Origin of the sequence: Halomonas sp. AOP12-B1-6, from assembly GCF_052379225.1 — a bacterium.
Taxonomy (GTDB): Bacteria; Pseudomonadota; Gammaproteobacteria; order Pseudomonadales; family Halomonadaceae; genus Vreelandella; species Vreelandella casei.
Genome location: NZ_JBQSYK010000004.1, coordinates 87,155 through 106,253, shown reverse-complemented (window position 1 = coordinate 106,253; position 19,099 = coordinate 87,155). Strand labels below are relative to the sequence as shown.

15 protein-coding genes are annotated in these 19,099 nt (G+C 53.1%); 6 read left to right on the top strand and 9 right to left on the bottom strand.

The genetic code is table 11. The features are described 5' to 3' along the window. Window positions 1-234 precede the first annotated feature (234 nt). Both ACT3TR_RS13080 and ACT3TR_RS13075 read right to left on the bottom strand, forming a co-directional pair. Window positions 235-999, bottom strand: coding sequence for a DeoR/GlpR family transcriptional regulator (locus ACT3TR_RS13080; RefSeq protein WP_444625507.1), 765 nt, complete (start codon window positions 997-999; stop codon window positions 235-237). Between the two features lie 125 nt (window positions 1,000-1,124). Beyond that, window positions 1,125-2,987: an SLC13 family permease gene (locus ACT3TR_RS13075; RefSeq protein WP_444625508.1), complete on the bottom strand. Its 1,863-nt coding sequence runs from the start codon at window positions 2,985-2,987 to the stop codon at window positions 1,125-1,127. A gap of 258 nt (window positions 2,988-3,245) precedes the next feature. Between ACT3TR_RS13075 and ACT3TR_RS13070 the strand changes: the two genes are divergently transcribed. Beyond that, complete coding sequence (locus ACT3TR_RS13070) at window positions 3,246-3,884, top strand: TenA family protein (RefSeq protein WP_444625509.1); 639 nt, start codon at window positions 3,246-3,248, stop codon at window positions 3,882-3,884. 105 nt (window positions 3,885-3,989) lie between these two features. On the opposite strand, the gene ACT3TR_RS13065 is transcribed toward ACT3TR_RS13070, so the two are convergent. Beyond that, window positions 3,990-4,967 (bottom strand): NADPH:quinone reductase, encoded by a 978-nt coding sequence (locus ACT3TR_RS13065; RefSeq protein ID WP_444625510.1) that lies wholly within the window; start codon window positions 4,965-4,967, stop codon window positions 3,990-3,992. Between the two features lie 235 nt (window positions 4,968-5,202). Here ACT3TR_RS13065 and ACT3TR_RS13060 point away from each other — a divergent pair, with 235 nt between their 5' ends. Both ACT3TR_RS13060 and ACT3TR_RS13055 read left to right on the top strand, forming a co-directional pair. Further along, complete coding sequence (locus ACT3TR_RS13060; protein WP_441686830.1) at window positions 5,203-5,958, top strand: glycerophosphodiester phosphodiesterase family protein; 756 nt, start codon at window positions 5,203-5,205, stop codon at window positions 5,956-5,958. A 120-nt stretch (window positions 5,959-6,078) separates the two neighbouring features. Further along, window positions 6,079-7,299 (top strand): benzoate/H(+) symporter BenE family transporter, encoded by a 1,221-nt coding sequence (locus ACT3TR_RS13055; protein ID WP_444625511.1) that lies wholly within the window; start codon window positions 6,079-6,081, stop codon window positions 7,297-7,299. 50 nt (window positions 7,300-7,349) lie between these two features. On the opposite strand, the gene ACT3TR_RS13050 is transcribed toward ACT3TR_RS13055, so the two are convergent. After that, the gene (locus ACT3TR_RS13050) at window positions 7,350-7,784 is read right to left on the bottom strand and encodes a hypothetical protein (protein ID WP_441671433.1); all 435 of its coding nucleotides are present in this window, start codon (window positions 7,782-7,784) and stop codon (window positions 7,350-7,352) included. 256 nt (window positions 7,785-8,040) lie between these two features. On the opposite strand from ACT3TR_RS13050, the gene ACT3TR_RS13045 reads away from it, so the two are divergent. Beyond that, complete coding sequence (locus tag ACT3TR_RS13045) at window positions 8,041-9,759, top strand: proline--tRNA ligase (RefSeq protein ID WP_444625512.1); 1,719 nt, start codon at window positions 8,041-8,043, stop codon at window positions 9,757-9,759. A 25-nt stretch (window positions 9,760-9,784) separates the two neighbouring features. Here the strand turns inward: ACT3TR_RS13045 and ACT3TR_RS13040 are convergent, their stop codons facing one another. From ACT3TR_RS13040 to ACT3TR_RS13030, 3 genes are all read right to left on the bottom strand, one after another. Next, window positions 9,785-11,002 carry a PqqD family protein gene (locus ACT3TR_RS13040; RefSeq protein ID WP_441686466.1) on the bottom strand — a complete coding sequence of 406 codons (1,218 nt, stop codon included), beginning with the start codon at window positions 11,000-11,002 and terminating at the stop codon, window positions 9,785-9,787. A gap of 8 nt (window positions 11,003-11,010) precedes the next feature. After that, complete coding sequence (locus ACT3TR_RS13035; RefSeq protein WP_441686464.1) at window positions 11,011-11,406, bottom strand: hypothetical protein; 396 nt, start codon at window positions 11,404-11,406, stop codon at window positions 11,011-11,013. Between the two features lie 144 nt (window positions 11,407-11,550). Beyond that, window positions 11,551-12,069 carry an FKBP-type peptidyl-prolyl cis-trans isomerase gene (locus tag ACT3TR_RS13030; RefSeq protein WP_444625513.1) on the bottom strand — a complete coding sequence of 173 codons (519 nt, stop codon included), beginning with the start codon at window positions 12,067-12,069 and terminating at the stop codon, window positions 11,551-11,553. Window positions 12,070-12,166: 97 nt separating this feature from the next. On the opposite strand from ACT3TR_RS13030, the gene ACT3TR_RS13025 reads away from it, so the two are divergent. Then, entirely contained in the window at window positions 12,167-13,534 is a 1,368-nt protein-coding gene (locus tag ACT3TR_RS13025) for an AmpG family muropeptide MFS transporter (protein WP_441686460.1), read from the top strand. A 62-nt stretch (window positions 13,535-13,596) separates the two neighbouring features. Here ACT3TR_RS13025 and ACT3TR_RS13020 read toward each other — a convergent pair whose 3' ends face one another. Both ACT3TR_RS13020 and ACT3TR_RS13015 read right to left on the bottom strand, forming a co-directional pair. Further along, on the bottom strand, window positions 13,597-15,414 hold the full coding sequence (locus tag ACT3TR_RS13020; protein WP_441686458.1) for an SEC-C metal-binding domain-containing protein: 1,818 nt from the start codon (window positions 15,412-15,414) through the stop codon (window positions 13,597-13,599). Between the two features lie 123 nt (window positions 15,415-15,537). Further along, window positions 15,538-16,779 carry an ABC1 kinase family protein gene (locus ACT3TR_RS13015; RefSeq protein ID WP_444625514.1) on the bottom strand — a complete coding sequence of 414 codons (1,242 nt, stop codon included), beginning with the start codon at window positions 16,777-16,779 and terminating at the stop codon, window positions 15,538-15,540. 135 nt (window positions 16,780-16,914) lie between these two features. On the opposite strand from ACT3TR_RS13015, the gene ACT3TR_RS13010 reads away from it, so the two are divergent. After that, complete coding sequence (locus tag ACT3TR_RS13010; protein WP_444625515.1) at window positions 16,915-18,825, top strand: DNA topoisomerase III; 1,911 nt, start codon at window positions 16,915-16,917, stop codon at window positions 18,823-18,825. The last annotated feature ends 274 nt before the right edge of the window (window positions 18,826-19,099 follow it).

The following is a 19,099-nucleotide window of genomic DNA, read 5'->3' as shown; positions in this document are numbered from 1 at the left end:
GACCGGATAAGTGTCCAGTTCGGTAATTGCGAGATGGTCACAAGCGTTACAAGACCTTCGCCTTTAGCACTGGGTAATCATGAAGCGCTATGGTTCTGTAGCAGGGATCAGTTCAGTGGCTCGGGATAACGAAGCACTCGCCTGATCCGTGAATTCACTATGGGTCACGACAACAAAGCGAACAATGCGTCATTGGCCGCAGGCGCCGTTGTAACCCAACTACATCACCGCGAATTAAGCGCTGGCGATGTGAAGCGCAACATCATGCTGGGTGAGTAAACGCTGAATCGACTCTGGGGGCTTACGGTCGGTGAATAACGCGTCAAGCTGATCCAAATTACCTTGGCGCACCACCGGATTGCGGTGGAATTTCGAATAGTCTGCCGCCAAATAGATGCGCCGCGAGTTTGCGATAATAGCCTGAGCAACGCGGACTTCCTGATAATCAAACTCAAGCAGAGAGCCATCCTCATCGATACCGCTGATGCCGATAATGCCGTAGTCCACTTTAAACTGATTGATAAAGTCGATAGTGGCTTCGCCAATGATACCGCCATCGCGAGAACGCACCTGGCCACCGGCAATAATGACGGTAAAATCCTCTTTATGCTGCAAGATGGCGGCGACATTAAGATTATTAGTAATAATCTCCAACCCCTGATGCTCTAGCAACGCCTGAGCCACCATTTCATTACTGGTCCCGATATTAATAAACAGTGACGAGTGATTAGGAATATTCTGAGCTAAGCAGTGGGCAATGCGCTCTTTCTCTTCCAAGTGCAGCGTCTTGCGGGTGCTGTACGCAGTGTTGACCGTACTGGACTCGATCCCTACGCCACCATGGACTCGTCGAACCCGCCCTTCATCAGCCAGCGTGTTTAAATCGCGGCGGATGGTTTGCGGCGTCACCGAAAAGTGGGCGGTGAGTTGTTCAATGCTCATATAGCCTTGCTGCCGAACTAGCTCGACAATGGCATCCTGACGAAATTGTTGGTTCATAGGCCCGGCCTGTTCGATTTTTATTGGTATCAGAGCGTAGTAGGTTAGCAAAATTTTCGAAACCTAATAACAATCATCCACCATTCGCTCTATATCTATTAATAGGCCGAGAGTGACAAGCTCTCCTAAAGCGGCCACACCAGCAAAATGAGCGGTATAGAAACGGCTAACACCACCACTGACAGTGGCAAGCCCAGCTTCCAATAATCACTAAACCGATACCCACCGGGCCCCATGACCAACGTGTTTGACTGATGCCCAATCGGCGTTAAAAACGCACAGGATGCACTGATCGCCACGACCATTAAAAATGGATCAAGCGAAACGTCGAAGCCATTGGCCAAACTGACTGCAATTGGCGCCATCAGCAGCGCCGCTGCCGCATTGTTAACCACATTAGAAAGTAACATGGAGAGAAGGAACAATCCGATCATGGTGACCACTACCGGCCAGTCGCTGCCAAAATGCAGCAGCGTATTGGCCACCAGGTCCGCGCCACCGCTAGTTTCTAATGCTTCGCCAACCGGAATCATTGCCGCTAGCAGTACGATCACAGGGCCGTCAATCGCCTGATACCCTTCACGTAACGGCAGCACGCCGATCAGCAGTGAAATCAGTGCCGCGGTACTCATGGCAACGGCTGCAGGCAATAAATCAAATATCATCGCCATGATCGCGAGAGCAAAAATGGCAATCGATATCACCAACTTGCGCGGCTGACCTAAATGCAGCTCACGTTTTGCAAGTGGCAGGCAGCCAAGTGAGGCTAAATTTTCTGAAATTTCATTTTCACTGCCCTGAAGCAATAAAACATCACCATTTTTAAAACGAATATCGCGCAAGCGCTGCTTCAAGCGCCCGCCGTCACGGGCAACGGCCACTAAGTGCAGCCCAAACTGATGATTTAAACGCAGCTGCCGCACGCTGCGATTAATCATCATTGAGTCATTGCGCACAACCGCTTCGATTAGCTGTAGGCCCTCGGTATCGACCGGTGCGGCCTCCTTCGCTGGCTTTTTCTTAGCAGGCTCAGCGTCAGGGTGCTCGGATGTATCTGATTCTTCCTCAGCGTCCTCTTCCCGTTCGGCAATCGCGCTAAGCCCTACTTTGTCTTCCAGCATTTGAAGCTCATCAGGGCCTGCTTCTAATAGCAGAATGTCGCCCTCTTCCAAAGCACCGTGAAAATCATATCCTGCACGGCGCTCATCATCACGCACCACCGCCAGCACGGGGATCGTTTCGTCCAGCTCGTCGCGCAGCTGCTGCAACGTTAAGCCTTTGGCTTTTGATCCCTCTGCCACTTTTAACTCGACCAAATAGTTGGCGGTATCAAACATTTCATCCGTAGAGGCTTGCCCGCTGCGTTTTGGCGTCAGGCGCCAGCCGATTAACACAATAAAAGCCAGCCCCGCCAGCGCGACGGCAACACCCACGGGAGAAAAGCTAAACATACTAAACGCTTCGCCCGTCACTTCACGTCGATAGCTGGAAATAATGATATTGGGCGGCGTACCGATCAGCGTTGTCAGGCCGCCGAGCAATGATCCAAATGCCAGCGGCATCAGCAGTAAAGAAGGCGAGGTGTTGTGCTCACGGGCCAGCCGCATCGCCACTGGAAGCAGCAGCGCCAAGGCACCCACATTATTCATAATACCCGACAGCAGTGTGACGGTGCCCACCAACACTAACAGCTGGAGAAGCAGGTTTTCACCGACTTTAAGCACTTGATTTGAAATAATATCGACCACACCAGAGCGCTCAAACCCACGGCTAAGCACCAGCACAGCGGCGACGGTAATTACCGCCGGGTGGCCAAAACCAGCGAAGGCGCCTTCAGCGGGCACCAGGCCCAGCATCACAGACCCTAACAGTGCTGCCAGCGCGACTAAATCATAGCGAAAACGGCCCCATATAAAAGCAACCAGCGTTAGTCCAAGTACGATAAACACTAACGTACTTGGTGCCAAACCGATAACGTCTGCTGCCATGCTAATCACCTCCGTGTGCCGCCATTGAATAAGAGCAAGGCGATTGCACCGCCCTATCAGTTTACTTGTCGAACTGCCGTATAAGCTAACGGTGCATACATCACCTATACATTAGGCGATATCTATACAGCCGTATATGACCTGCAGATGGCGCGTGAAAAATATAACTAACTCACTGCCTACACAAGCATTCACTGCACTCTACCGTTGAAATCGATAAGATAGCGGTCAAGGGTTATTCAGCACACTGGAGATCGTATGGATTTATGTCACCGCCTGCGCGAAGCTGCCCAGCCCCACTGGAATGCCTCGGTCAATCATCGTTTTGTGGACCAATTGCTTGAAGGCAAGATTGCGGATAACGTTTTTGCTCGCTATTTGGTTCAGGATTTTCACTTTTGCGATAGCTTTGTACGATTACTTGGCGCTGCGGTTTGTGTCGCCGACGATCCAGATGCCCGCCTAACGCATGCACGCCAGCTTTCGGTACTGGCGGGTAGCGAATATCGCTATTTTATTGATTCGTTTGCAGCATTAAACATTCCCGAAGCACAGTGGAAAAATCCGGAACTGGCCGAGCCAACCCACGCGTTTATTGCGCTAATGGAAAGCGCCTGCAATTCACAGGATTACGCCTTTATCCTGGTAGTACTGGTAGTCGCTGAATGGCTCTATCTCGAGTGGGCTCAGCGTGCTCAAGAACCGCTGCCTATACGCCCTGAACACCGCGACTGGATTGTGCTCCATAACGAGCCTGATTTTGTTCGCTGGGTTAATTTTTTATGTAACGAGCTAAACCGCGTAGGCGCCGAGCGCGATTTTGAAACGCTTAGCAAGCCGTTTATTGAAGCCAGCCAAATTGAGCAGCGTTTTTTTGATATGGCCTTTGAGGTATAACCCTAAACTGCCACTATTTAAGCGGTAGCTATTAATGCTTTAAAATAACCTAAGCCGTAAGTAACAAAAGCCGCTCACAGCGGCTTTTGTTACTAGCATGATGCCTTAGGGAAGCAATACGGTTGAACCCGTGGTTTTGCGGCTCTGTAGCGCATCCTGTGCGTTACCAGCCTCGGCCAGCGGATAGCGGTTAGCAATATCAATCGTAATTTTACCGCTCTCAAGCATGGCGAAGAAGTCATCGCACATTGCTTCCAAACGCTCCCGCGTGTCCGCATAGCCGTTAAGGCTTGGACGAGTGACAAACAGCGCACCCTTCTGATTCAAAATACCAATATTCACACCGTCAACCGGGCCGGAAGAGTTGCCAAAACTAACCATTAGAGCGCGGGGCTTTAAACAATCTAACGATGTTTCCCACATATCTTTGCCCACAGAATCGTAGACCACGTCGCACATTTCACCGTTCGTCAGCTCACGTACACGCTCGGCAACGTTCTCTTCGCTGTAATTAATCGTCGCCCAGGCACCGTTTGCCATCGCGAGATCCGCTTTTTCTTGCGAGCTGACCGTACCGATCAGTTTTACACCTAACGCTTTCGCCCATTGGCAGGCAATCGAACCAACTCCGCCGGCGGCCGCATGGAATAAAATAGTTTCGCCGCCTTTCAGCGCATAGGTTTGACGAAGCAGATACTGCACGGTCAGGCCCTTGAGCATACTGGCCGCCGCTGTCTCAAAATCAACCGAGTCGGGCAGTTTGATGACCTTTGCCGCTGGCAGTGTGTGCAGTTGAGCATAGGCGCCTAACGGGCCTTGCGCATAGGCGACGCGATCACCGACGCTTAAGTGTGTGACGCCTTCACCAACGGCGTCGACAACGCCCGCGCCTTCGGTACCTAGCCCCGAAGGCATAGACGGCGCTGGATAAAGGCCGGTACGAAAATAAATATCGATAAAGTTAAGGCCGATCGCTTTATTGGCAATGCGCACTTCACCTTGACCTGGATCAGCAGAGTTCACATTGACCAGCTCAAGCACATCGGAGGCGCCGGTACGTGTAAATTGGATACGCTGAGACATTAGATCGTCCTTATTGATTGTTAAGTTTAGTCACTATTCAACCGGTTAATAACAGATAGCTGGTGAATAGCAGACGTACGGCTGATACTGCTATCGAAGCGTGTTGCGTCCTATAAATCAAGCTCGCATGCTAGCGCATTTGAATACATGCCTGCACCTGAGCACTGAAACACAGCAGTCATGCACCCATGCTAGACTTAACGCATATCTATCGTCGAAGGCTTAGGGATTTTTCATGACCCACCCTGCAATTCAACTGCCCACGCTGATTGCTCACCGGGGCTATTCAGCCGCTGCCCCTGAAAACACCTTGTCGGCAGTGCGCGCCGCTTATCAGGCCGGGATCAACTGGGTAGAGTTAGATGTGCAGCTACTCGGTGACGGCACGCCGGTGATTTGGCACGATGCTGACGTAGCGCGCTGCTCGAATAGCCGCGGAGCGCTTGCGTCGATGGACTGGGCCCATGCCCAAACCTTAGATGTGGGCAGCTGGTTTGGCGATGCCTTTTCGGGCGAAAAAATGGCCAGCTTAGAGGCGATGCTAGCGCTGCTTAACGAGCTGGGCATGGGCGTCAATATGGAGATTAAGGTCAACAAAGGCCGTGATCCCATCGCACTGGTGGAGCGCACACTACCGGTAATGCTCGATACTCTGCCCTCCGAGCGGCTGATTATCTCCTCCTTTGATAGCCGCGCGCTTGCCCACTGTCGTCAGTTTGCGAACAGCGACCGACTAGCACTGGGCGTGCTGCTCGGCAGCGTGCCTAAAATATGGCGCCCCCAGTGCGAGGCTATTGAGGCCTTCAGCGTGCACCCCGATTGGCCACGCTTAAAGCGTACCCAAGCCGAAGCCATACTGCACGATGGCTACCAGCTACTCTGTTACACCGCCAACGACCCAAGCGCCTTTCATAGCCGGTGGGCATGGGGCATTAGCAGCGTTATCACCGATGAGCCCGCCGCATTCAAACGCTTTTTAGATAGCCATTAACGTCGAGCGTCATTCATAACAGAGGCGCCAGACAAGCTGGTGCCTGGACGCACAGTGCGCTGTAACGCACAATGCAGCGCTATTTGACGACTTATGTTGGCGCGCTTCGCGGGAGGCCTCATGCAGGAAACATCAGACGACCCTTCATCCCAGCCCCCAGCGCGGCGGTATTCGCTATGGCACGACATGAGTGTCTCAAGCGTTACCGCGGGTTTTGTCGCCGTTACTATTGGCTATACCAGCTCAGCGGCGATTATTTTCCAAGCGGCTGCCGCTGCAGGCGCATCACCGGCACAAATCAGCTCTTGGCTATGGGCGCTAGGCCTTGGCATGGGGGCGACCTCACTGGGTCTATCATTACGCTATCGCATGCCGTTACTCACCGCATGGTCTACTCCCGGCGCGGCCTTCCTAGCGACGAGCTTACCTGGCATTCCCATGCAAGAGGCTATCGGTGCCTTTCTATTTTCGGCGCTGTTAATTACCGTGTGCGGCGTGACGGGCATGTTTGAACGCTTAATGCGCTATATACCCAGTGCGATTGCCTCGGCCATGCTAGCTGGCATACTACTTCGCTTTGGATTAGATCTTTTCGTGGTCATGGAACGCGAGTGGTTGATACCGCTGTTAATGCTCGCTGCCTGGGTAGCGGGACGACGTTTATGGCCATCACTGGCAGTACCTGGCGTCTTGATAACGGGCTTGGCTATCGCCGCCTTGCAAGGTCAAATCAACCTGCATGATGTCCCTCTCTCTCCGTCCATTCCCGTGTTTACGGCACCGGCATTTACTCTTTCTACGCTCATTGGCATTGGCATACCGCTGTTTGTCATCACCATGGCCACACAAAACTTGCCGGGTGTCGCGGTGCTGCGCGCGGCCGGCTACCACCCCAATAGCTCGCCACTGATTGGCTGGACAGGGGTCACTACGCTGCTATTAGCGCCGTTTGGCGCTTTTGCGCTTAATATGGCGGCCATTAGCGCGGCAGTGTGCCTGGGCCCTGACGCGCATGAGAATCCACATAGGCGTTACACGGCGGGCGTGGCAGCGGGTGTTTTCTATATCATTTTAGGCATTTTCGGTGCCACCGTTACGGGGGTATTTAACGCAATGCCTTCGGCACTCGTGATGGCTTTAGCGGGCATTGCTCTGCTAGGCACCTTAGGCGGTGGCCTGGCTAATGCCTTTTATGACGCGAAGCAGCGTGATGCAGCCATTGTGACGTTCTTACTGACCGGTTCAGGCATTACTTTACTGGGAATTGGAGGCGCATTTTGGGGGCTGGTGGCGGGTCTAATGGTATTAACGATAACCACAAAAAAGCCCAGCACGGCGTGAAGCCTGCGCTGGGCTTTTAAAGCCAGTCACTATCGCTGTATGTCATTTAACTACATCGCTGACAGCTTCTCATCATCCAGCACGCCTGACATACGAACCATCGCCAAGGCTTCATCCAGGCTGCCCATTTCTTCAATCATTACCAGCTCATTTTCCAAGCTCACCGGCTTGCCCGCGGTCTCTGAGAGCAACTTCTCTAGTGAGGCTACGTCCATAGCGTCGTCTAAGTGGCGAACATCAACTGACGCGCTATTGCGGCCCGGCAGATAGATAGTGCCATTAGAGAAATCCACGGCGTAAGCAATCACCCCAGGTACGATAAAAAACAGCAGCCCTACGCTATTAGCGATAGCAATGACCGGGTCAATATCGCCACTTAGCTGGCCTTTTCGCTCAGGATGAAAAATCGTACCACAACCACTTAGTGCCACCACAGAAGCCCCAACGACGGCCCCCGTCAACCAGCGACGCACTACATGATGCATGAAGGTTCCCTCAAGTAATAAGAATAACGGTCGCCGGGTAGATATTGTGACTTGGCGTCTTATTGCCGATGACCGCACCGTAAACCAAAGCAGTTTAGCACAATCTATCAAAAGCATAGGGCGCTGGTGAGAAGTAGGATTTTGCCGCTTTAACGACTAGGCCGTACAATGTCGTCATCCAACGCTAACGGGGCTATAACGCCCTATCACTAAGCCCTGATTTTTCAGTACACGTACCTAAGGAATGCTCACGCCCATGCGCGCCAGCCAATTACTGATTGCCACGTTAAAAGAAACGCCGGCCGATGCCGAAGTCATTAGCCACCAGTTAATGTTACGCGCCGGGATGATTCGCCGCTTAACGTCTGGCCTGTATACGTGGCTGCCGCTTGGCCTTCGCACGCTGCGAAAAGTGGAAGCCATTGTACGTGAAGAAATGAACAGCGCTGGCGCTCAAGAAGTACTGATGCCCGCCGTGCAACCTGCTGAGCTTTGGCAGGAATCAGGCCGTTGGGAGCAATATGGCCCTGAGCTGCTACGCATGAAAGATCGTCACGACCGTGACTATTGCGTGGGCCCTACCCACGAAGAAGTTATTACCGACCTGGTGCGCAAAGAAATCGCCAGCTATAAACAGCTACCGGTCAGCTTCTACCAAATTCAAACCAAATTTCGTGACGAAATTCGCCCACGCTTTGGTGTGATGCGCTCGCGTGAATTTATCATGAAAGATGCTTACTCTTTTCACCTTGATGAAGACTCGCTGAAACAGACCTATCAAGACATGTACGACGCCTACACGCGTATCTTCACACGCTTAGGGCTTAATTTCCGCCCTGTGATCGCGGATAACGGCTCCATAGGTGGCTCCGGCTCACACGAATTCCACGTCTTAGCCGACTCTGGCGAAGACGATATCGTGTTCTCTAACGCGTCAGATTACGCGGCCAACATAGAGAAAGCCGAGGCATTGCCCGCACCGCTTGGCAGCCAAGCCGCTCGTTCCGAGCCTAGCGAAGAGCTACGCTTAGTTGAGACGCCCGATGCCAAGACCATCGCAGCCTTAGTTGAGCAGTTTGATCTGCCCATTGAGAAAACGATTAAAACACTAATGGTGCAAGCAGCCGAAGGTGGGCTGATCGCGCTGCTGATACGCGGTGATCACACGTTAAACGAAGTTAAAGCCGAAAATCTTCCCCAGGTAGCCGCCCCGCTCACCATGGCCACAGAAGAAGAAATTCGCGCTCTTGTTGGTGCAGGCCCTGGCTCACTTGGCCCAGTAGGTCTTGAGATGCCGATCATTATTGATCGAAGCGTCGCCCTTATGAGCGACTTTGGCGCAGGCGCCAACGTCGATGGCAAACACTACTTCGGCATTAACTGGCAGCGCGATGTCGCCTTGCCCGACGTTGCCGACCTGCGCAACGTGGTCGAAGGCGATCCCTCCCCAGACGGCCAAGGCACGCTGTCTATTAAGCGCGGCATTGAAGTGGGCCATGTTTTCCAGCTGGGTCAAAAATACTCACAGGCTATGAACGCGAACGTACTGGGCGACAACGGCAAAACCAGCCATCCATGGATGGGTTGTTACGGCATCGGCGTAACGCGCGTAGTCGCGGCGGCCATTGAGCAAAATCACGACGAATCCGGCATTATCTGGCCCAACGCGATTGCACCGTTCCAAGTGGCGCTGGTGCCGATGAATGCACACAAATCTCAGCGTGTGCGCGAAGAGTCTGAACGGCTATACCAAGCACTGAGCGCTGCGGGATTAGACGTGTTGCTGGATGACCGCGATACTCGCCCAGGGGTTAAATTCGCCGACCTGGAACTGATGGGTGTGCCTCACCGCTTAGTGATTGGCGATCGTGGCTTAGACAACGGCGAACTGGAATATAAAGGCCGTCGAGACAGCGAAGCGACCATGGTTTCTGCGGATAAAATCATTGACTTTCTGCGCGAAAAAGCCAGCTAAGACATGAGTTAAAGCCACCGCGCAGCTAACGGCGCGGTGGTTCTTCAATCAAACCAGCGGCTAAAAATTGCCCCAGCAGCTCGGCGATATCTTTGCGGACTTGCTCAAGCGAGACCGGCATAAAAAAGGCTGCCAGCGTTTGGCTAAGCTCCTCTATAGTAAGCGCCTCATGCTGCAATAACCCCCATGCCGCCCGGCTCGTCAGATTCATTCTGTGAATGGCGCCACCCTCTTCGACAATCACAAATAGCTCATCGCCCAGCGGATATTCGTACGCGGCTTGGCAGGCGTGCCAGCAGCGCTGATCGTTTCGATCCAAGGCAGCAACGCCAGGTGTAGGCACGTCTTGTGACGCTAGCGCATCGTTTGACGGCCGTGCATTCATCACCTTTTCTAGCTCACGCCCCACGAAATCGGCCGCTTGAAAAGCATCGGCGTAACGCAATAGAAAACAAGGGACATGCTTCATCAAGGACCAAAACTTAGCGACTAATACTTGGTCAGAGAGCGTGTCAGCGAAATTCTGCTTTAACAGTTGCCACAGCCCCTCGCCGTGCTGAAGCGCTGTTAGCTGCGGGGAAGTAACACTATCATCACGATCAATCAGTATAATCGCGCCAACCGGGCACTTTTCACCATGACTGGCTAACAGCGTTTCATCCAGTGCGACATAGCCATAGCGATCATCGCTTGGCCCCTGATGATGATTAATAAAGTCCCGAAACTCTTCGTCTAGAGAAGCGGGAAGCGGCAAACGCAGCCTGGGAGCAACGCCAAGCGACAGACCCTCACCTTCAGGGGTTAATGCCACTACGTCATCGCCAAACACTCGGTAACCGGCAGCCGCAAAAGCGGCTGTAAGCGTACTCTTCCCCGCACGATGTGAGTCAGGAAAGATCACAAGCTGATCGTTTATTTGTGCAGAACCGCAGTGCAGGCCAATGTAATCAGGATGACAATGTAAAAATGCCCCGGCTAAATCGGCAATAACGCTGCATGCAGCGCTGACGGGCGTATCCAGCCACATACCTTTTGGCAGTGCTGGCGCCTGCTGCCAAAAGCCATCTTCTTGCTGCCAAACGCAAATCTCAGGGGCAGTCGGCTGAAGCGAACACTCGGTTAACGGCCACCCAGGCATCGCCGCCCGCAGAACCGGCAATAGCGGCTGTGCATTCATCAATCGAATATATGGGCCGATGCCGGGTAACGCATAGTCATGGGCAAGACCGTCTGCAGCGTTCATCACTCACCTCACCATAAATGCTTCAGTACACGACTAATACGCAGCTCGATCACACCGTCGCGTTCAAATCGTGAAAGCTCATCGAGGCGTGACCTGTAGGCCCGAGGCTCATAGCCACGGGATGAACCATGGCGACGATTGTCGTGCGAGTTGGCGTGGCGGTGTCGAGAATGGTTAGGTCGAGAATGACGCGGTCTTGAATGGCTGGGTCTGGAGTAACTTGCTCTTGAGTAGCTCGCTCTTGAGTAACTAGGCCGCGAACGATGGTCGTGGGCTTGCGCTTGATCCATTGAAAGCAGCGTAGGTGCCACGTAAAGAGCTGCCGCGCCCAAGCCTAAGCTGGCTAACACCTGACGGCGGGAACGACGCTGCTTTAATAAGGTAGGCTCTTCGATTTGGCTCATCTCTTTTCTCCGCAGTTATCGAACACTGTTTGATTTCTGCATTCACTTTAACCAACGCGTCGTCAGAGTGCCACTCAACCAAGCCTTTTCCCTATTGTTTGCTCATTGTTACAAATGTTGGCTTATCATTAAGCTAGGTAAAACCTATAACACCTTACGATCTTCGACTTTACTATGCTCGGTGCCGGGCGGTAGCGGATGCCCTTTAGCTAGCTCAGCACGCGTTGCTTCACGCACCTCAAGAATATTTACCCGATAGTTAAGCGTACGCCCTGCCAAAGGATGATTAGTATCGATAGTGACCCGATCATCCCTAACATCTAACACAGTCACAATTTGTGGGCCCGCCTCGCCTTCAGTTTGAAAATTGCCGCCGGGGACTAGTTCTGCGCCACCAAACGAGCCTCGGCTGACGTCTTGAATCAATGCCTCATTGCGAACACCGTAGGCATCAGCGGGCAACAGCTGGATACTTAACTGAGCGCCAACCACTTGGCCTATTAGCGCATTTTCTAGGCCAGGGACAATATTATCGTGGCCGTGAAGGTACTCAAGCGGCTTACCGCGCGCGTTGGAATCATCCAGTATTCGCTGGCTGCCATCGCTGAGAATATCTCTAAGGACATAGTGCAAGGTCACAACCTGATGCGCCTTAATCGACATTGAAAACTCCTCTCCGGTAAGCTGTCGGCTTTGTGATGAATGACAGCCCCAGTTTATCACTTGGTCGTTGCCAACGTCTTTCCAGGAGTAGCGTTTAATGCCCAGCCTTTTCCCCCAGCGCAGTTGGCTTGCAGCGCTGGCTATTTATTGCCGTGCGTCCGTTATTACCATGCTTTTTTTGGGGTTTTCAGCAGGCCTGCCTTTTCTATTGGTGTTCTCAACGCTTTCAGCCTGGCTGCGCAGCGACGGCGTTGAAGTGGCGGCCATAGGCTTTTTTGCCTGGATCGGCATGCTCTATTCAATAAAATTTTTCTGGGCGCCCGTGGTTGATCGGCTGGCGCTTCCGCTACTCACTCGTGCGTTCGGCCAACGACGTGGCTGGATGCTTTTGGCACAAAGCTTAATTGCAGCAGGCTTAATTGGGCTGGCGGGTCTAAGCCCGGTTGGCAACCTGGGCTGGGTAGCCGTTTTTGCGCTGCTGGTCGCCTTTGGCTCCGCCACTCAAGATATTGCCATCGATGCCTATCGCATTGAGTCTGCCGAGGATGATGTCCAGGCAGCCATGGCATCCACTTATATTGTCGGCTATCGCGGGGGGCTACTTGCCGCCGGCGCTGGGGCGCTTTACATCGCCGCATCGTCTTCATGGAGCATGGCCTATCTGACCATGGCAGCGCTGATGAGCATTGGCGTACTCACGGTATTACTGCGCCCCGAGCCAAAGCGTGCATCGCTCTCTATTCAGTTAATTCATGAACCTAAAGTTCGGGCGTTTATTCGTTCAAGCCGCGGAAAACCCAAAGTCTTACGCCGCCTTGGCGCCTGGAGTATTGGCGCACTGGTATGCCCGTTTACTGACTTTTTTAGACGCTACGGGGTGAAAGCACTGTGGATTCTGGTCTTTATTGCAGTGTTTAGAATCAGCGATTTGGCCATGGCTTCGATGGCGAACCCGCTTTATATAGATTTAGGGTTTTCACTGGCGACCATTGCCAATGTTACCAACATATTTGGCATTGGAATGAGCATTGCCGGCGGGGTTTTAGGTGGACTGCTGGTCGCGCGCTATGGCATCGGCCCACTGCTTATTATCGGTGCAGGATTAGTAATGGTCACTAACTTGCTGTTTGCCGTACTTGCAATCGTAGGTAATCAGCTGCCCATGCTGGTGGTCACGATCATTGGCGATAACCTTGCCAACGGGCTAGCTAGCGCCGTGTTTATTGCCTTTCTCTCTAGTCTTACCTCGCGCGCTTACACCGCAACACAATACGCGCTGTTCTCGTCACTGATGACGCTACCCGGAAAATTCTTAAGTGGTTTTGGCGGGCTGGTGGTCACGGCGCAGGGTTATCCGAGCTTTTTTGTGATCGCGACCCTGCTGGGAATACCCGCTATCGTTCTAGCGATTTGGATCAGCCGAGATAAACAGCTGGTGCCCACCCCTGAACCTTACGCTCATTAAACTCAATGGCGTCTAACCAGAAGACATTCATTAGCCTAATGAGCGCAAGTTATGCAAAACGCCTAGCGATGGGCTTCTAACCAGTCCAACGCCCCAGAGGTGGTACGCCACTGATCGCGCATCAAGGTGCGGTACTGCCATGCTTCCGCGCGGGAGCCGGGGTCGACCTGGCCATCCGCATGGGGCATAGAGGGGCGCGGGCTTTCAGAGCAAATAAGCTCTAAGGCATGGCGATTATGGCCAACCACATCGCTAAGCGCAGTCTCTGCCGCTTCAAGATGTTGTAACCGATAGAGGGCGAGGGTTTTACCCATTAACAGCCCCAGCACTAACGAGCCGTCATCATCATTCTCTTCGGCTAAGGCCAGCGCTTCTTCGTTGCGATCATCACGCAGCAGTTGATCAAGCACCAGCTCACGCAGCCCAAGGCTATCTTCTTGATCGATGAGTAGCAGCTCTTCTGCTAATTCGCGAGAGTGCTGGCGCGCCCCACGTTCCATGCCTACCACCAACGCTAACCCGGTGCGCAGCAACATCGCATTATTCGCATCATCCCAGCACAGGTTACCGTCACCCGCGGCACGGGCCTGCTCTAGCCAGCGTGAGAGGCGCAGTGCCAAGGGCTCTAGCAGGGTTGGGGCCATCCAGGGCAGGCTGCCAAATCGGCTGGTCAATGCCAGAGTGAGATCCTGCACCACTTGCGGCGCGTCCAGCCATTCCGGGTGAGCGCATACCGCCGTCATCCACTCAACCGCATTACCCCAGGGGTCATCGCGAAAGCCCAGCGCTACATCTTCATCCACCAGCACTTGAAACTGCTCATGCCAAGCGGCAAACAGCGTCGCCTCACGGGCACTTGAGTGGTAAAGCAATCGACCGCTTTCCGGGTCCGTTTGAATGTCGATTTTGGGGGCGGTAGGCAGTGCGGCAAGCAGCGCCTGCAGCGCTACCAGCGGCGTAGCCAAATCTTCTTCAGCGCTCAGTAGCTGGTCAGCGAGCGTTGCGCCGGGGTTTTCCGCCAGCGCGGCTAAAAACTCCAGTTGATCTTCATCTAGCTCGCCTTGACGAACTAACCGTCGGTACCAGAAATTAGCCCGTTCCTTAGCTTCCTGCTCATGCCCCTCATGAAGCAGCAGCATGGCCTCAATGTAAGCCAGCGTGGGCGAATCAGGCAGCGCCTGCTGAGCTTTGACGAAAGCACCGCGAGCGCTGTCCAAATCGTCGTTATCAAGATGCATTAAGCACAAACGTTCAAGCGCCACGCCGCGTAAAAATAGCGGCCCGCGCTCCATCACTTCGTCGAGCAAATCGGCACGTTTGCGGGTAAAGCCGCGCTCTTGATAAATATCCAGCAGGATCTCGAAGGCAGGCTCAGCCTGCTCGGGTAGACGTGACCAATCGCTACCGTCAAAGAGCGATTCGAGGATTTGCATTGCGCGGCCGGTCTGGCCACTTTCCGCAGCGATAAGGCCAGCTTCTAATAGCGCCTGAGCGGGCGCCTGCTGGCTATCCAGCGCAGCCTTCAAGGTAGCGCCCTTCCATTCGCGCAGCGAGAGCATCCACATCATCTGCTCGGGAATGTCAGTAGGAAACTCAACCTGATAGCAGCACTGCTTAAATTTGCGACCGGAATCACACCAGCACGGCTCGTTGCGCCCAGGCGTGGCAAGCGGCTCGCTGCCAAAATCCAGCCGCTCTAACGGCGCCTGCGACCACAGCACCGGGGCCAGCGCCTGTGCCATAGCCACGTCGCCGTTAAAGGCGTCCGCGCCTTTGGCGCGCACCCAGGTCATGAAGTCCGGATAATGTTCTTGCTGCCTGATTGCCGAGAGTGCCCCGGAGGCAAATCCCAGCAGCTGATCGACCCATACCGCTAGCATTGCCGTCTCCACTGCGTTAAACGATGTCTATCAATCGTGTGTCTATAAATAACGATGTCTAAAATGAAAGCGACATAGTTTATCACGAAGGCCGTCATCGCCGCAGTGGCAATCGTTTTATCGTTAATGGGCCCGCGCTATAAGAGGTAACGTCCGCGCATGCATGTCCAGTCGAGCACCTAGTCGCACCAAATTCCAGTAGTGGCCGTTTAGCGCACGCGAAAGCAAAAGCGTCTCCGCGGGAGGTTGCAAGCGGTCCATGGCAGCCCACACTTTTGGGGTAAGCTCACGCAGGCGACGATGGACTCGCACATCGCTGAAATCCTGTTCGCCCGGCGCAAACAGTGGCGCAATGCACTCGGCCGACTCGCTGTACAGCGCCAAAGGCGCCCCCTGCCCTTGGCGCCCGCCCATTTTCATTAATGCCTCATCCATCCCCATGGGGTCATGTTTCAGCGTGGCATCCAGCAGTTGCATCATCGCCTTTACCTGCGCCTCAGGCACCTCGATGACCGCACCTAAATCATAAATGACCAGCCGGCCCTGGGCATCCACAGCAAAGTTGCCCGCGTGAGGGTCGGCATGCAGCTCACCGAACGTAAACAACTCTTGGGTAATCCAATCCGCCAACGTTTGAGCAATGCCCTGGCGCGTTGCGTCATCCGCCTCCGACAATTCACGTAGCGGCGTGCCATCAACAAAACGCATTGCTAATACGTACTGGCCGGAGAGCGCCGGGAGTGGCTCGGGAATCATCAGGCGCGGGTCATCCTTATAGCGCTCACCGTAGCGAGCCAGTGCTTCAGCCTCGGCGACGTAATCCAGCTCCTTGCGCAGGCTGTCGGCCAGCTCTTCAAATAGCGCATCCAAACGAGCCTGGGGGACTTTGAACCAGCGGCCTAGACGCATGATGCGCCGCACCTGAATCAAATCACTTTCAAGCACCTCGGCAAGGCCAGGATATTGCACCTTGAGTACGATCGTTTCACCCTCGTGAGTGGTTGCCCGATGCACCTGCCCCATCGAAGCACTGGCGAAAGGCCGCTCTTCAATCTCGCTGAAGTAATGATCAATATCGCCATACTGGAGTAACAACGCTTCACGAATGCGCGGCCAGGGCATTGGCTCGGCTTGGCGCTGCAGGCGGGCAAGCTCCTCAGCTAGGCCGGGAGGCAGCAGATCATCCCATTGAGACATGACCTGGGCGAGCTTCATGGCAGGGCCCTTTAACTCTGATAACCCCTCAAACAGCGCCTCGCCAAGGGCACGCCAATCCGCCTGCCCACCTAAGCGCGTTTTAAGCAGCGCACCGCCGGTACGTGCGCCCAAGCCCATTAAACGCCTTGTTCTGCCACGCTCACGCATTCATTGCCCTCTCTTGACACTTAATGACCTTTCCCCCAAAACTAACATCATGAACTCGATGAGATTTCCATCTAATATTGGTTAACGAAGAGCTCAAAATTCACACGTTATAGGGCTCAGTCGAGGTAAGAAAAATTGATTCTATATATTGCCGAAAAGCCGAGTGTCGGGCGCGCAGTTGCAGACGTGCTGCCCAGACCACACCAAAAGGGTGATGGGTTTATCAGGGTTGCTAATGGCGATGTCGTCACCTGGTGTATTGGTCATTTATTGGAGCAAGCTGAGCCAGATGCTTATGATCCTGAGTACAAAAAATGGAAAAAAGAACACCTACCCATCATCCCGATCAAGTGGAAACATCACGTAAAAAGCCAAACCCGCTCGCAGTTTAATACTGTCAAAAAACTGATTAAAGAAGCCGATCAACTGGTCAATATGGGTGACCCTGACCGAGTCGGTCAAATCTTGGTCGATGAAGTGATCAATTATTCAGGTGTTAATAAAGCTAAACGCGAAGCTACCTTGCGCTGTCTCGTTAACGATATGAACCCTGCCGCTATCAAAAAGGCGATGAATGATCTTCGCCAGAATACTGATTTCATACCGTTAGCAACATCAGCCCTGGCAAGGGCAAGGGCCGATTGGCTCTATGGCATCAATATGACACGCCTCTGCACCCTTCTTGGCCAAAGCGCTGGTTATAACGGCGTTTTGTCAGTTGGCCGGGTGCAGACCCCCGTGTTGGGCTTGGTTGTTCACCGAGACCAAGAAATCGAAAACTTTATAACCAAGCCATTTTATGAAGTCTTTATAACGCTTCAGACAGTGGCTGGTGAGTCTTTTACAGCAAAATGGAAGCCTAGCACTGCCTGTGAGCCTTATATGGACGAAGAAGGCCGCGTGCTTTCAAGAAAGCTTGCTGAAGTCGTTCTGCAAAAGGTGATCGGACATCCAGGCAAGGTCATCGCAGCTAAACGTGACAAGAAAAAACAGCCCGCCCCCCTGCCCTACAGCCTGTCTTCACTGCAAATTGATGCATCAAAGCGGTTCAACTTAAGTGCTCAGAAGACTCTGGACGTATGCCAACAGTTATATGAACGCCATAAGCTGATTACCTACCCACGTTCAGACTGTCGGTATCTGCCGAAAGGCCACTATGGCGAGCGCCATACGGTGGCTCAGTCGATTGCCAAAACATCGGCGACGCTTGCTGGTAGCGTACAAAAGGCTGACCTCGATCTTAAGAGCAAGGCGTGGAACGATGCCAAGGTAGGTGCTCACCACGCGATTATACCGACATCCAGAGCAGTGCCAGATGACCGTCTATCTCAGGATGAGAAGAATATTTACGAGTTAGTTGCCCGCCAGTACCTGATGCAGTTTTACCCAGCATTTGAGTATGCGGAACACCAAATAGACAGCGAGGTGGAAGGCGGTTTGTTCGTTGCCAAGCACAAATCAGTCATTTCTAACGGCTGGAAGGCCCTGCTACCACCTCAAAAGATGTCGAAACAAGACGCAGAGCTTTCATCAATGGCTCTTCCCAACGTGAAGTCGGGAGACTCTGTTACCTGCATCGACGGCAAAATGGACGAGAAACAAACCAGCCCTCCGAAACGCTTCACAGACGCGAGCTTACTCTCAGCCATGACGGGAATAGCGAGATATGTATCAGACCCTGAAATCAAAAAAGTACTCAGGGATACAGACGGACTCGGCACAGAAGCCACCCGTGCTGGAATTATCGAACTTTTGTTTAAACGGCAGTTTCTGACGAAGAAAGGTAAGGAAATTCACTCGACAGAAGCAGGCAAGCATCTTGTGAACAGTCTGCCTAAACGGATGGTCGTTCCTGATATGACGGCACACTGGGAATCTCAGCTTGAGGCAATCAGCGAAAAACGGATGCGTTACGGTCAGTTTATGCAGCCCCTCACTGATGGCCTGAAAGCGCTAATTGCTGAAGTAGAACGCGGTGACTTTTCTGCGCTACGTGGCATGGGTAAGAAAGCGGTGCGCAAAAGAAGAGCCGTGAGAAAAAAGTAACGCCCACCCAACCATACTTTCTGTCGGCGCAACGTTTATCTTAATGGCGTCATCTGTGCTTTGTGAGAATTACCGTAAAACCATCACACGGCTATGACCGGCCGCACGCTCTACAACCTAAACTCAAGCAATAAGAGCCACACCACCCATACTGTGCCACTTACCGAGTCATGAGTGTCGCTAATACTGTAATGAAATTAATTCGTTTTTGCTCAATCAATGACTCAGCGTAAAATGCCTACAGCCTTTAACTATAGACAATTTTAAGACTGCT

Bases quoted from the DNA above. Each gene is read 5' to 3' on its own strand.
- ACT3TR_RS13080 (WP_444625507.1), bottom strand. From the start codon at position 999: ATGAACCAACAATTTCGTCAGGATGCCATTGTCGAGCTAGTTCGGCAG.
- ACT3TR_RS13075 (WP_444625508.1), bottom strand. From the start codon at position 2,987: ATGGCAGCAGACGTTATCGGTTTGGCACCAAGTACGTTAGTGTTTATC.
- ACT3TR_RS13070 (WP_444625509.1), top strand. From the start codon at position 3,246: ATGGATTTATGTCACCGCCTGCGCGAAGCTGCCCAGCCCCACTGGAAT.
- ACT3TR_RS13065 (WP_444625510.1), bottom strand. From the start codon at position 4,967: ATGTCTCAGCGTATCCAATTTACACGTACCGGCGCCTCCGATGTGCTT.
- ACT3TR_RS13060 (WP_441686830.1), top strand. From the start codon at position 5,203: ATGACCCACCCTGCAATTCAACTGCCCACGCTGATTGCTCACCGGGGC.
- ACT3TR_RS13055 (WP_444625511.1), top strand. From the start codon at position 6,079: ATGCAGGAAACATCAGACGACCCTTCATCCCAGCCCCCAGCGCGGCGG.
- ACT3TR_RS13050 (WP_441671433.1), bottom strand. From the start codon at position 7,784: ATGCATCATGTAGTGCGTCGCTGGTTGACGGGGGCCGTCGTTGGGGCT.
- ACT3TR_RS13045 (WP_444625512.1), top strand. From the start codon at position 8,041: ATGCGCGCCAGCCAATTACTGATTGCCACGTTAAAAGAAACGCCGGCC.
- ACT3TR_RS13040 (WP_441686466.1), bottom strand. From the start codon at position 11,002: ATGAACGCTGCAGACGGTCTTGCCCATGACTATGCGTTACCCGGCATC.
- ACT3TR_RS13035 (WP_441686464.1), bottom strand. From the start codon at position 11,406: ATGAGCCAAATCGAAGAGCCTACCTTATTAAAGCAGCGTCGTTCCCGC.
- ACT3TR_RS13030 (WP_444625513.1), bottom strand. From the start codon at position 12,069: ATGTCGATTAAGGCGCATCAGGTTGTGACCTTGCACTATGTCCTTAGA.
- ACT3TR_RS13025 (WP_441686460.1), top strand. From the start codon at position 12,167: ATGCCCAGCCTTTTCCCCCAGCGCAGTTGGCTTGCAGCGCTGGCTATT.
- ACT3TR_RS13020 (WP_441686458.1), bottom strand. From the start codon at position 15,414: ATGCTAGCGGTATGGGTCGATCAGCTGCTGGGATTTGCCTCCGGGGCA.
- ACT3TR_RS13015 (WP_444625514.1), bottom strand. From the start codon at position 16,779: ATGCGTGAGCGTGGCAGAACAAGGCGTTTAATGGGCTTGGGCGCACGT.